This is a genomic window from Saccharothrix sp. NRRL B-16314 (assembly GCF_000716595.1).
Lineage (GTDB): Bacteria > Actinomycetota > Actinomycetes > Mycobacteriales > Pseudonocardiaceae > Actinosynnema.
Genome location: NZ_JNXC01000005.1, coordinates 85,978 through 98,696 on the forward strand (window position 1 = coordinate 85,978; position 12,719 = coordinate 98,696).

General features: G+C 71.9%; 11 protein-coding genes. 7 read left to right on the plus strand and 4 right to left on the minus strand.

The genetic code is table 11. From position 1 onward, the window contains the following. On the plus strand, positions 1-411 hold the full coding sequence (locus OQ02_RS11530; protein WP_033438354.1) for a MarR family winged helix-turn-helix transcriptional regulator: 411 nt from the start codon (positions 1-3) through the stop codon (positions 409-411). A gap of 78 nt (positions 412-489) precedes the next feature. After that, positions 490-1,119, plus strand: coding sequence for a hypothetical protein (locus OQ02_RS11535; protein WP_033438355.1), 630 nt, complete (start codon positions 490-492; stop codon positions 1,117-1,119). Between the two features lie 63 nt (positions 1,120-1,182). Here the strand turns inward: OQ02_RS11535 and OQ02_RS11540 are convergent, their stop codons facing one another. Further along, positions 1,183-2,772, minus strand: coding sequence for an amidohydrolase (locus OQ02_RS11540; protein WP_197043293.1), 1,590 nt, complete (start codon positions 2,770-2,772; stop codon positions 1,183-1,185). 72 nt (positions 2,773-2,844) lie between these two features. Here OQ02_RS11540 and OQ02_RS11545 point away from each other — a divergent pair, with 72 nt between their 5' ends. Both OQ02_RS11545 and OQ02_RS11550 read left to right on the plus strand, forming a co-directional pair. Further along, the gene (locus OQ02_RS11545; protein ID WP_033438356.1) at positions 2,845-3,792 is read left to right on the plus strand and encodes a methionyl-tRNA formyltransferase; all 948 of its coding nucleotides are present in this window, start codon (positions 2,845-2,847) and stop codon (positions 3,790-3,792) included. Positions 3,793-3,899: 107 nt separating this feature from the next. Beyond that, entirely contained in the window at positions 3,900-4,565 is a 666-nt protein-coding gene (locus tag OQ02_RS11550) for an HNH endonuclease family protein (RefSeq protein ID WP_033438357.1), read from the plus strand. Positions 4,566-4,661: 96 nt separating this feature from the next. Here OQ02_RS11550 and OQ02_RS11555 read toward each other — a convergent pair whose 3' ends face one another. Next, positions 4,662-5,453, minus strand: coding sequence for a hypothetical protein (locus OQ02_RS11555; protein WP_033438358.1), 792 nt, complete (start codon positions 5,451-5,453; stop codon positions 4,662-4,664). A 150-nt stretch (positions 5,454-5,603) separates the two neighbouring features. On the opposite strand from OQ02_RS11555, the gene OQ02_RS11560 reads away from it, so the two are divergent. Continuing rightward, entirely contained in the window at positions 5,604-7,085 is a 1,482-nt protein-coding gene (locus tag OQ02_RS11560) for a CYTH and CHAD domain-containing protein (RefSeq protein WP_033438359.1), read from the plus strand. A gap of 134 nt (positions 7,086-7,219) precedes the next feature. Then, on the plus strand, positions 7,220-8,776 hold the full coding sequence (locus OQ02_RS11565) for a family 20 glycosylhydrolase (protein WP_033438360.1): 1,557 nt from the start codon (positions 7,220-7,222) through the stop codon (positions 8,774-8,776). A gap of 34 nt (positions 8,777-8,810) precedes the next feature. Here the strand turns inward: OQ02_RS11565 and OQ02_RS11570 are convergent, their stop codons facing one another. Next, on the minus strand, positions 8,811-10,124 hold the full coding sequence (locus tag OQ02_RS11570; protein WP_033438361.1) for an aldehyde dehydrogenase family protein: 1,314 nt from the start codon (positions 10,122-10,124) through the stop codon (positions 8,811-8,813). Between the two features lie 139 nt (positions 10,125-10,263). Here OQ02_RS11570 and OQ02_RS11575 point away from each other — a divergent pair, with 139 nt between their 5' ends. Then, entirely contained in the window at positions 10,264-11,676 is a 1,413-nt protein-coding gene (locus OQ02_RS11575; protein WP_033438362.1) for a GAF domain-containing protein, read from the plus strand. Between the two features lie 22 nt (positions 11,677-11,698). Here the strand turns inward: OQ02_RS11575 and OQ02_RS11580 are convergent, their stop codons facing one another. Next, on the minus strand, positions 11,699-12,715 hold the full coding sequence (locus OQ02_RS11580; protein WP_051772177.1) for a zinc-binding dehydrogenase: 1,017 nt from the start codon (positions 12,713-12,715) through the stop codon (positions 11,699-11,701). Positions 12,716-12,719 lie beyond the last annotated feature (4 nt).

Sequence of the window (12,719 nt, forward strand, 5' to 3'; positions counted from 1 at the left end):
TTGTCCGTACGTGAAACGTGGTCCGGCCTCCGGACGCTGCACAACCGGATCAACGCCGACCTGGAGCGCGCGCTGCAACGGCAGTTCCACTTCGGGATGTCGGAGTTCACCGCCCTGTGCGCGTTGGCCGAGGCGGCGGACGGCGAGCTGCGGATGCAGGAGCTGACCGAGGTGGTCGGGCTGAACCAGAGTTCGGTGAGCCGGCTCGTAGCCCGTTTGGAGCAGTCCGGCCTGACCTCGCGCGAGACGTGCGAGACCGATCGGCGCGGCGTGTTCAGCTGCGTCACGACGGCGGGACGCGAGGTGTACGCCACCGCGCTGCCGTTCTACGAGCGCACGCTGGCCGGGATCTTCGACACGATCGAGAACGACCCCGAGCTCGGACCGCTGCTGAAGAAGGTTCGCGCGTAGCCCGTTCGCAGCCCGCGAATTGTCGTACCCCGCCGGTAGAATCGAACAATAGTTCGACGTGTGCGAGGGGAGCTTGTCGTGGAGCCGATCAGCGTCACCGCCCTGTCCTTCACCGAGTACGTCATGAGCGGCCAGCGCGGCCGGATCAGCATCGTGACCGAGCAGCGCCGCATCTACCTGTCGTCGGAGCAGTGGGTCGCCGGGTTCTACAACCCGATGCGGGACGCGATGCGGCGGGCGGCGAACTCGCCCGATCCGGCGGCCGAGCTGGAGAAGGCCGTGGAGGGGGCGCACCGGCAGCCACGGGCCGGGCAGCCCCGCGCGTTCGAGGAACTGCGGGAGGGGTTCCTGCCGTGGCTCCAGTCGACCCGGGCGACGGGCGTGCCGACGGCGGCGGCCACGTGGCAGGCGGGCGACCTGACGTTGCGGGTCCGTCCGCACCTGGGGTTGCTGGCGCCGGACGGGTCGCGGTCGGCGGTGCTGGTGTACGTGAAGGAGGCGCCGATGACGCAGGAGACGGCGAACGTGGGGCTGCGCATCCTCCAGCAGACCGTGCCGGACACCCTGCCGGGCGCGGAGCCGCTGGTGCTGGACGCGCGGCGCGGGCGGGCGTTCCGGATGTCGCGGCGGACGAACCTGGCGAAGCTGGACGCGCTGATCGCGGCCGAGGCGGCGGGGTACGTCGTGCACTGGAGGATGAGCGCCTGACGGAGGGCGGCTCGGCCCGGGGCGCGGGCTCAGCCAGGGGCGCGGGCTCGGTAGGAGCGCGGCTCAGTCGGGGGCGAAGCGGGCCGGGTCGTGGGCGAAGACCCCGTTCACGACGGTGGCCTGCACCCCGATGTCGCCGATCTTGGAGACGTCGCACGTCAGCGGGTCGGCGTCCAGGACGGCGAAGTCGGCGAGCTTGCCCGGCGTGATGGTGCCCGAAGCGCCCTCACGACGGCAGGCGTAGGCCGCGCCGATCGTGTACGCGGCGATCGCCTGCTCGACCGTCACCGCCTCACCCGGACCGATGGGCCGCCCTTCCCTCGACCGCCGCTCGACCATGAACTGGATGGCGCGCAACGGCTTCCCGTCCGCCACCGGCCGGTCCGAGCTGCCCGCCACCACGATCCCCCGGTCGAGGAAACCCTTGCCGCGGTACATCCACGCCGCCCGCTCGGGCCCCATGATCTCCGCGTAGTCGTTCCCGTACGCCCACAGGAACGTCGGCTGGATCACCGGGATCACGTCCAGCTCGGCGATCCGGTCCAGCTGTTCCGGCCGCACCAACCCGCAGTGCTCGATCCGGTGCCTCGCGTCCTCCCGCGGCACGGCGTGCTGGGCTTCCGACAACGCGTCCAGCGCGAAGTCCACCGCGCGGTCACCGATCGCGTGCACGGCGAGCTGCCAGCCGGCGGCGTGCCCGTCCACGATCGCCGCGCGCATCAGCTCCGGGTCGTCCTGGAGTTGACCGGCCGTCTCCATCCCCTCGTACGGCCAGGTCAGCGCGGCCGTGCGGGCCATCATGCCGCCGTCGGTCCACAGCTTGAGCGCGCCGATGGACAGCCAGTCGTCACCGAACCCGGTGCGCAGACCGAGCGGCACGGCGCGGCGGATGCCGTCGGAGACGTGGGCGGACACGGGTTCCAGCCGGTCCGCGGACACCATCAGCTGCACCCGGATCGGCAGCGAGGCGCGTTGGTAGGCCTCGACCTCCAACGGGCTGCTGCCGATCAGACCGCCACCGACGCCGGCCTCGGCCGCCAGCACGATGCCCTCCCGGAGGCACTGCCGCGCACCCGCTTCCACGTCCGCCGCGATGTCGTCCAACGAGTAGGGCAGCCGCAACGCCCGCACCGCCGTCTGCGCGCCTTCCGCCAGGAACCCGGTCAGCGCACCGGATGCGTCCCGCTGCGCCTCGCGCAACGCCGAAGGCGGCAGCACGGCGAGCACGTCGCCGCTCACCACGCACGCGTGCCCGGACAGGTCCTGCACGTAGATCCGCGGCCCGATCAGGTCGAGGTCGCGTGACGTCAACGGCCGGTCCAGCGCGCGGTGGTCGTAGCCCGCCACCTCGATCCAGCCCGACGAGCGGTGGGCGCCGCGCAGCACGTCCAAGACCTGCTCGACGGACGCGCACTGCGAGATGTCCGCCGTCCGCGCCGCCCGACCGGCCCAGGCGAGGTGGTTGTGCGCGTCGACGAACCCCGGCAGCACCACCGCGCCGTCCAGGTCGACGACCCGTCGCGCGGGCAGGTGGGCCACGTCGTCGTCCAGCCCGACGATCCTCCCGGCCCAGACACCGATCACCGACGCCACCGGCCGGGTCCGGTCCATCGTGACGACCCGCCCGCCCACCAACTTCAGGTCAAGGATCACCCGCGAAGGCTAGCCGACCACTGTTGAGTTAGGGTGCGGTAACTTAGGTGAGCCTATCCAAGGAGAGCTCCTATGCGGGTCGTCATGTTCGGCTACCAGACGTGGGGCCACCGCACGCTCCAGGCGCTGCTGGACTCCGAGCACGAGGTCGAGCTGGTCGTGACGCACCCCAAGAGCGATCACGCCTACGAGCGCATCTGGAGCGACTCGGTCGCGGACCTGGCCGCCGAGCACGGCGTCGAGACCGTCATCCGCAACCGCCCGGACGACGACGAGCTGTTCCAGCGCCTCAAGGAGGTCCAGCCGGACGTCATCGTGGCGACCAACTGGCGCACCTGGATCCCGCCGCACATCTTCGCGCTGCCCAAGCACGGCACGCTGAACGTGCACGACTCGCTGCTCCCCTCCTACGCGGGCTTCTCGCCGCTGATCTGGGCGCTGATCAACGACGAGAAGGAGGTCGGCGTCACCGCGCACATGATGGACGAGACGCTGGACGCCGGTGACATCGTGCTCCAGCGCGCCGTCCCGGTCGGTCCGCGCGACACCACCGCCGACCTGTTCCGCAAGACCCTCGAGCTGTTCGGGCCGATCACCGTGGACGGCCTGGCCGAAATCGCCAAGGGCCGCACGGACTTCACCAAGCAGGACCGCTCGAAGGCCAGCTTCTTCCACAAGCGCGCCGAAGAGGACCTGCGCATCGACTGGACGTGGACGGCCGAGGAGCTGGACCGGCTGGTCCGCGCCCAGTGCGCGCCGTACCCGAGCGCGTTCTGCTTCCACAAGGGCAAGCGGCTGGAGATCGTCGAGGCGGACGTGTCCGCGGAGCGTTACGGCGGCACGCCCGGCCGGATCTTCTACCGCGAGGGTGACGGCGTCGCGATCGTCGCGGGCGCGGAGGCACGCCGTGGGCGCAGCCACGCGTTGCTGGTCAAGCGGGTGCGCACGGAGGACGGCACGGAGCTGGCGGCGTCCGAGTACTTCACGACCATGGGCGGGTACCTGACCAGCCGCCCCTGACCCGCCGCCCCTGGACCGCCGCGCGCCGGCACCGCAGACTGGGATTATTCCGGGGGAATTACGCCCCCGGTGTTCCGGTCGAGGCGATCATCGCTGATCATGGGTGCATGAGCGGCAAGCGGTCGACCTCCTTGGTCAGCGTCGTCGTACTGGTCCTCCTGATCGCCATCGGCTACTACCTGACGCAACACCAGGAGTCGACCACCCCGCCGCCCGGCACCGCGACCACCGGCCCGGCCGAGCCCGGCGACGACCCGACGGCGCAACTGGGCGCGTTGAAGGTGGCGCCGGAGGGGAAGATGGCGGGCTACAGCCGTGACCGGTTCCCGCACTGGAGCAGCCAGGGGAACTCGTGCGACACGCGGGAACTCGTGTTGCAGCGGCAAGGCGCGGACGTGCAGGCCGACGACGAGTGCAAGGCGAAGTCCGGGACGTGGACCAGCCCGTACGACGGGGTCGTGGTCACCGACGCGGGCGACCTCGACATCGACCACACCGTGGCGTTGGCGGAGGCGTGGCGTTCGGGCGCGGACAAGTGGTCCGACGCACAGCGCGAGAAGTTCGCCAACGACCTGGGCGGGTTGCAGCTGATCGCGGTGACGGCGAGCAGCAACCGGTCCAAGGGCGATCAGGACGCGGCGAAGTGGAAGCCGCCGGTGGAGGCGTACTGGTGCACGTACGCGCGTGCCGTGGTGTCGGTGAAGACGCTGTACGCGCTGACGGTGGACGAGGCGGAGCGGGACGCGTTGGGCGCGATGCTCAAGACCTGTTGAGCATTACGCGCCGAGCGTTGAACTCACGCGTTCCCAACGTAGGACTCACGCGTTCCCAACGTAGGACTCACGCGTTCTGAACGTAGGACTCACGGGTTAGGGGCGTAGGGACTCCAGTTGGTCGACGATGTCGGTGTAGGCCTCGGCTCGTCGGACCCACGCGGCGAAGCCGGAGGAGGCCGACGGGATCTCGCCCAGCGGGGCGATCGGATCGGTGACGCCGTACTCGAGCCGGTAGGCGACCAGGGCGACGGCGGCCTCCACCCAGTGCGACGGGTCGGGGCTGGTGATCTCGCCCAGCCCGACGCGGAACCACAGCGGCAGGCGGGTGTCGGCGGCCAGGGACCGTTCGAGGCGTCGGCGGGCGATGTCCAGGATCTCCTGCCGGGCCTTGTCCCCCGCCACGACGGCTTGCGCGCGCCACGGTTCCTCGGCGGCGAGCTCGTCGGCGGCCAGGCGCTGGGCGGCGGCCATCGCATCGGACTCCTGCGCGGTGACGCGCCACTCCAGGTTCTGCACCTCGTGCTGCAACGCGTCCCGCTCGAAGCGCGGCATGCGGCCGGCCGACAGCTTCGCCAGCCCCGCGTCCCGCTGCTCCTTCAACGACTCGTACTCGGACACCTCGGCCCGCAGGTCGGCGCGGACCGAATCGGCCAGCAGCTCCTGCTCGGCGTCCCACGCTGCACGCAGCGCGGCGACCGTCTCGCCGATGCCGTCGATCGAGTCGAGGTCTTCGTCCGGCCCCGAACCGGCACCGGACAGCCTGCGTTCCAGCACTAGCAGGCGGGCGCTCACCCGGCCGAGATCAGCCGTCAGCGCCTGGGTGGTGGCGACGAGGTCCGCGACCGTCGGCTCGACCTCGTCGAGCCGTTCCTTCTCTGTGGGCACGCGAACCAGCCAACCGCACCGCGATGCCCTGTCCGGCGACGAAGCCGAAAGTCCACGCGTACGGGCCGATACAAACCCCCGGCAAGGTTAACGCCCGATCACGCACGGTGATCACGACTGAATTCCGGTCAAACGGTGTATGCCTGGTGCATGTCGAGGTCGGTGAACGAGACGGAACGCAAGTACGAGGCCGCCGATGGCACCGCGCTGCCACCCCTGGCCGATCTACCCGGCGTGGCAGCCGTGGCCGGGCCGGAGGAGCAGCACCTGGAAGCGGTCTACTACGACACGTCCGACCTGAGGCTGGCGCGGGCGGGGTTGACGCTGCGCCGCCGCACCGGCGGTGACGACGCGGGCTGGCACCTGAAGCTGCCGGTCGGCGTGGACACCCGCGAAGAGGTGCGGCTGCCGCCCGGCCGTGCGGCCAAGCACCCGCCCAAGCAGCTCGGCTCGCTGGTCCAGGTGCACGCTCGCGGCAACGACCTGGAGCCGGTCGCGCGCATCCGGACCACGCGGCAGCGCTGGCAGCTGGTCGACGAGAAGGGCCGGCTCATCACCGAGGTGGTCGAGGACCAGGTGTCCGGGCAGTCCCTGGCGGACGGCTCGCCGGTGGACTCGTGGCGCGAGATCGAGGTGGAGCTCGGCGAGCTCGGTGACATCGCGATGCTCGACCGGGTCGAGGCGAGGCTGTCGGACGCGGGGATCAGGCGGTCGACGTCGTCGGCGAAGCTGACCCGGCTGCTGGCCGGCCGGATGCCCTCGACCACGCCGCCGCCGACCGACGGGAAGTCCGCCGGTGACGTGGTGCTGGCCTACCTGCGCACCCAGGTCGAGGCGTTGAAGCGCGAGGACCCGCGCGTGCGCCGGGACGAGCACGACGCCGTGCACCAGATGCGGGTGGCGACGCGACGGATGCGCAGCGCGCTCCAGGCGTTCGGCGCGATCGTGGAGCGCGACGAGACGCGTGAGCTGACCGACGAGCTGCGGTGGCTCGCGGGCGCCCTCGGCGAGGCCCGTGACATGGAGGTTCTGCGGGTCCGGTTCGAGGACGGCGTGGCGGCGCTGGACCCGGAGCTGGTGCTCGGCCCGGTCCAGGCGCAGCTCGCCCGGCACTTCGCGCCGCTGGAGACGGCCGCGCACAAGTCGGCCGTGGCGGCGTTGGACAGCGATCGGTACTTCGCCCTGCTCGACGCCGTCGACGCGTTGATCGCCGACCCGCCGTTCACCCCTTCGGCCCGCAAGCAGGCCGCGAAGGTGCTGCCGGAGTTGATCGACAAGACCTACCGCCGGCTGGCCAAGCGGGCCAAGAACGCGCACGACGACGCCAGGCTGCACGAGGCGCGCAAGGCGGCGAAGCGGTTGCGGTACGCGGTGGAGGTGTCCGAGCCGCGATTCGGCAAGGCGGCCAGGAAGTACCGCAAGAAGCTCAAGGTGGTGCAGGAACTGCTGGGCGAGCACCAGGACAGCGTGGTGGCGCGGCCGGTGCTGCGGCAGCTCGGCGCGAAGGCGCACACCGACGGCGGCAACGGCTTCACGTTCGGCTTGCTGCACGGCCGGGAGATCGCGGCGGCCCAGCGCGTCGAGGACCGGTTCCCCGCGGTGTGGCTGGATCTGGGGCGACCGAGGTTCTAGTTGATTGGTCTGGACCTTGACACCTCCTGGTGCGGCTGTAACGGTGAATCGAGCCGCCGCTCGTGACCAGGAGGACGTCAGTGCTTCCCACAGAAGGCGCCGGACGGCGCGGGTTCGGCCATCCGGGATCCGGCTTGGCACTCGTCGCGCTGCTGCTCGTCGGCACGACGGGTCCGGCGGTTCCCGTCCACGCAGCTCCGGAGACGCCGTTGCAGCACATCGTGCCCGCCCCCGTCGCAGCCACCCCGCGGCCGGGCGTGGCGTTCACGCTCAGCGCCGACACCACGATCCACACCCAACCCGGCTCGGCGCCGGCGCAGCAGGTCGGCGAGTACCTGGCGGGCGTGCTGCGCCCGTCGACGGGCTACCGGCTGCCCGTCGTGCCGAGTGGGTCGAGCGCGTCGGGGCGGCGCATCTCGCTGCTGCTCGCCGGCGCGGACGCCCGTGTCGGCGAGGAGGGCTACCAGCTCGACGTGACGCGGCAGGGCGTGCTGATCCGGGCGCGGACGGCCGCCGGCCTGTTCGCGGGCGTGCAGACGTTCCGGCAGATCCTGCCCGCGAAGGTGGAGGCGAAGACCAGGCAGCCCGGACCGTGGACGGTCCCCGGCGGTCAGGTGCTCGACTACCCGCGTTACGCCCACCGGGGCGCGATGCTCGACGTGGCCCGGCACTTCTTCTCCGTGGACGAGGTCAAGGGGTACATCGACCAGATCGCGCTGTACAAGGTGAACCGGCTGCACCTGCACCTCACCGACGACCAGGGCTGGCGACTGGAGATCAAGAGCTGGCCGAACCTCACCGCGCACGGCGGCAGCACGGAGGTCGGCGGCGGCACAGGCGGTTACTACACCCAGGAGCAGTACAAGGACTTGGTGGCGTACGCCGCCGCACGGCACATCACGGTGATCCCGGAGATCGACATGCCGGGCCACACGAACGCCGCGCTGTCGTCGTACCCGGAGCTGAACTGCGACGGCGTCGCCCCGCCGCTCTACACCGGCATCGAGGTCGGCTTCAGCTCGCTGTGCATCGACAAGGACATCACCTACGAGTTCGTGGACGACGTGCTGCGCGAGGTCGCCGCGCTCACGCCCGGCGAGTACATCCACATCGGCGGCGACGAGGCGCACGCCACCACGGACCCGGACTTCGACCTGTTCATGGACAAGGTGCTGCCGCTGGTGGCGAAGCACGGCAAGACCGCCACCGGCTGGCACGAGTTCGTGAAGTCCGGCCCGCCTCCGTCGGCGGTGCCGCAGTTCTGGGGCACGAAGACGGTCGCGCCGGACATGGTCGAGGCCGCCGCGCGGGGCAGCGAGATCGTCCTGTCCCCGGCGACCAAGGCGTACCTGGACATGAAGTACGACGCAAACACCAAGCTGGGGTTGAGCTGGGCCGGGTACACCGACGTGCAGGACGCGTACGACTGGAACCCCGGCGCGTACGTCGAAGGGCTGCCGGCGGACGCGGTGCGCGGGGTCGAGGCGCCGCTGTGGAGCGAGACCATCACGAACTCCGCCGACCTGGAGTTCATGGCGTTCCCGCGGCTGCCCGCGATCGCGGAGCTGGGCTGGTCGCCGTGGTCGACGCACGACTGGGACCGGTTCAAGGTCCGGTTGGCCGCGCAGGCCGAGCGGTGGCGGGTGATGGACGTGAACTACTACCCGTCGCCGCAGGTGCCCTGGGCGTAGTGCCGTGGCGGGAGGGGGCGTGCGGCGCCCCCTCTCACCCCGGGTTCTCCACCAGGAGGGTCTTGGGCTGCTGGTAGTGGTCGATCGTGGGGCGGGTGCCGACGCCGGACGGGAAGGTGTTCACCCACACCCGGCGCGCGCGGATCTGCCGCGCCGCGCGATCGGCCACGCCGGCGTCCCGGGACCAGACGCCCGCGCCGACGCCGCGGGTGGTGTCGTTGGCCGTCTTCACCGCGTCGTCGAAGTCGTCGAACCTGGTCACCGAGACCACGGGTCCGCGGACGTCGTCGTGGGGCAGGCGCGCCCTGTGGTCGCCTTCGAAGACCGCCGGCGTGACGTAGTACCCGCCGGTCAGCTCGCCGCCGAGGTCCACGCGCTCGCCGCCGCAGACGAGCCGCGCGTCCCGCCGACCGGCCTCGATCTGCGCGAGGACCACGTCCAGCTGGTCACGGCTGGTCAGCGCGCCGACCGTGGTCGCCGGGTCGAGCGGGTGGCCCAGCCTGGCCGCCCTGACGCCTTCGGTGACGTCGGCGAGGAACCGGTCGTAGGCCTGGGTCTGCACCAGGGCGCGGTCGACGGCGAACGTGGTGCACCCCCGCAACGCCTTGGCGTAGAACGCGTCCCGACGTGCCGCCACGTCGGCGAAGAAGAGGTGCGGGCACCTGTCCGGGGTGGCCGTCCCGCCGGTGAGACCGTTCACGACGTTGACCACGCCCGGCGGCAGCAGGTCGGCGATCAGGCCCACCAGCACGTGGATCGACGCCGGGGTCTGCTCGGCGGGCTTGAGCACCACGGTGTTGCCGGCGGCCAGGGCGGGTGCGAGCCGACCGGCCGCGGTGAGCAGCGGCCGGTGCGACGGGACGACCTCGCCGACCACGCCCAGCGGCTCGGGGAAGCGGTAGGCCACCAGGCCGCCGCCGAGCTGCGAGACGGCGCCCTCCTGCGCCCGGACCACGCCCGCGAAGTAGCGGAAGTGGTCCACCGCGAGCGGCAGTTCGGCGGCCAGCGTCTCGCCGACGGGTGTGCCGTTGTCCCAGGTCTCGGCCACGGCCAGGGCTTCGAGGTGGTCCTCGACGCGGTCGGCGATCTCGTTCAGCACGGTCGCGCGCTCGGCGACCGACGTGCGCTCCCAGCCGCGGGCCGCGCCGTGCGCAGCGTCCAACGCCCGGTCCAGGTCCTCGGCGGTGCCCCGGGCGACCTCTGTGAACACCTCGCCGGTGACCGGCGTGCGGTCCGCGAAGTACCCGCCCCGCGCGGGCGGCACGTAGTCACCGCCGATGAAGTGGTCGTACCTGTCCCGGTACGACACCACGCTGCCCTTGTCACCGGGTGCCGCGTACCTCGCCATGCCTGGTCTCCCGCGTGGTCGGGTTGGTCTTGGCCGCAGCGTGGGCACCGGCACGTTGCAGTCGCGTTGCACCCGAACGGTTCAGCGGTCGGTTTGCCGCGAGCGAGGGCGTCGGGTCATCCTGGTCCGGGAGGCGCCCATGCAACCGGACCCGCGACGGCTCGCGCACGTGCGCGACGTGGTGCTGGGCGGGGGTCGGACGCGCGGTGCGCGTGAGCTGATCGTGGAGTCGTGGAAGCGGTCGCTGGCCGCCCGGGTCGACCCGGACCGGCACGAGGCGCCCGTGGTGCTCCGCCCCGACGAGGTGGTCGACCTGCGCGGCGCGCACCCGCTCGCGGCGGCGCTGCCGGTGCTGCGCGAGACGCTGGTGAGCATCGCCGACGACGCCGAGCACATCATGATCGTCGCCGACGCGGACGGCACCGTGCTGTGGTGCGAGGGCGCGACGTCCGTGCGCGGCAAGGCCGAACGGGTGCGGCTGGCCGAAGGCACGTCCTGGACCGAGGCGTCGATCGGCACGAACGCGATGGGCACGGCGCTGGCCGTGGACCAGCCGGTGACCGTGCACTCGGCCGAGCACCTGGTGCGGACCTATCACGCGTGGACGTGCACGGCGAGCCCGGTGCGCGACCCGGACACCGGCCGCACGATCGGCGTCGTTGACGTGAGCGGGCCGTTGAGCAGCACTCATCCCGTGATGGGCGCGTTGGTGTCGGCCGCCGCGCGGTTGGCCGAGAGCCAGTTGTCGGTGCGGCTGGCCGCCCGGGACGAACGGCTGCGGTCGGCGAACATGCGGCACCTGATCGGCCTGCGCGGCGAGCCGGGCGCGTTGCTGAGCCCGAGCGGCCGGGTGCTCGCCGCCGAACCGCACGACCTGCTGACCAAGCGCGTGGACGTGACGAACGACCGCGTGCGGCTGGCCGACGGACGTGAAGCGCTCCTGGAGCCGTTGGACGAGGGGTACCTGCTCCGGGTGCCACGGCGGAGCGCGCGAAGACCCGTGCTGTCGCTGCGGTTCCTGGCCGGTTCGACCGGCTCGCTGGACGGGCGGGCGTTGCCGCTGTCGTTGCGGCACGCGGAGCTGTTGACGGCGTTGGCCCTGCACCCGCGCGGGCTGACGGCCGAGCAGTTGGCGCTGCACCTCTACGGCGAGCGCGGCAACCCGACGACCGTGCGGGCCGAGCTGCACCGGCTGCGCGCGCAGCTGGGCGGGGTGCTGCTGACCAGGCCTTACCGGCTGTCCGCCGATGTTCGCGGTGACTTCCTCGCGGTGCGTGAGGCGCTGCGCGCGGGTGACGTCGGCACGGCCGCGGCGGCGTACCGCGGTGGGCTGCTCCCCCGGTCCGAGGCACCGGTGGTGCGGGCGGAACGGGAAGAGCTGGTCGCGGCGCTGCGCTCGGGCGTCCTCGGACACGGTGACGTCGAGGCTTTGTGGGCCTTCGGCCTGGTGTCCGAGGACGCGACCGTGCTGGAACGCCTGGTGCGACTGCTGCCCCGCACCGACCCGCGCCGCGAGGTCGCACTCACCCGCCTGCGGCGTGCGCTCGCCTGACAGCGGGGAACCACCGGCGTTCCTAGCGCCAGGGGTCGAGGGCGTGCTTGCCGCGGGTCTGGCCGGCCTCCAGTTGCCGCAGCACCTTCGGCCCATCGGCCAGGGGGTGGACCTCCGGGGTGCCGGGCGGGTACACGCCGTCGGCGATGAGCGTCCCGAGTTCGGCCAGCAGCGACCGGTAGAGCGACGGTGCCGCGTCCGCCAGCGCACCGATGTGCAGGCCCTTGACCTGGACCCTGTGCTTGAAGACCAGGTCGTGGGTGGTCAGGGTGGCGTCACCGGAAGCGGCGCCGAACACGACGACCCGTCCGGTGAAGGGCTTGGCGACCGACAGGCTGATCCCGAACGTGGCCCGTCCCACCGATTCCAGGACCAGGTCGACGCCGCCGGTCCGGCGGGTGATCTCCGCGGCCAGGTCGGGCCGCCGGCTGTCCAGGACCTCGTCGACGCCGAGCGCCCTGACGGTGTCGTGCTTGTCCTCGGACGCCGTGGCGATCACGCGCGCACCGAAGTGGCGGGCGAGCCGGACGGCAGCCTGCCCCACGCCTCCGGCCGCGGCGTGGACGAGCACCACGTCACCCGCCTTGACCTCGCCCAACGGCTTCAGCGCCGCCAAGGCGGTGGCCCAGTTCAGCACCAGGCCGAGCGAGCCGGCGTCGCTCCAACCGGGCGGTACGGGAAGCGCACCGACGGCCGGCATCGCCATGTACTGCGCGAAGGCGCCCGGACCGGCTCCGACGACGTGGGTGCCGAGCGGGAGCGGGTCCTCGACGGCCGGACCGACACCCACGATCTCACCGGCGGCTTCGAACCCCGCCACGTAGGGCGCCTGCGGCCCTCCCGCATACGTGCCGCGGGTCTGCATGACGTCGGCGAAGTTGATCCCGGCGGCGGTGACGCGGACCAGGTAGTCGCCGGGACCGGGGACGGGGCGGCGGTGGCCGGTCGTCACGGTCAGGTCCTCCGGTCCCCGGTTCGACCGCTGGACCAGTGCCCGTCCGGCCTGATCGGTGGCGTGCTGCTGCTCGTTGACGTTCATGCGC

Excerpts from the sequence above, each read along its gene's own strand:
- OQ02_RS11560 (WP_033438359.1), top strand. The coding sequence starts at position 5,604 with ATGTCGAGGTCGGTGAACGAGACGGAACGCAAGTACGAGGCCGCCGAT.
- OQ02_RS11580 (WP_051772177.1), bottom strand. The coding sequence starts at position 12,715 with ATGAACGTCAACGAGCAGCAGCACGCCACCGATCAGGCCGGACGGGCA.
- OQ02_RS11570 (WP_033438361.1), bottom strand. The coding sequence starts at position 10,124 with ATGGCGAGGTACGCGGCACCCGGTGACAAGGGCAGCGTGGTGTCGTAC.
- OQ02_RS11545 (WP_033438356.1), top strand. The coding sequence starts at position 2,845 with ATGCGGGTCGTCATGTTCGGCTACCAGACGTGGGGCCACCGCACGCTC.
- OQ02_RS11550 (WP_033438357.1), top strand. The coding sequence starts at position 3,900 with ATGAGCGGCAAGCGGTCGACCTCCTTGGTCAGCGTCGTCGTACTGGTC.
- OQ02_RS11575 (WP_033438362.1), top strand. The coding sequence starts at position 10,264 with ATGCAACCGGACCCGCGACGGCTCGCGCACGTGCGCGACGTGGTGCTG.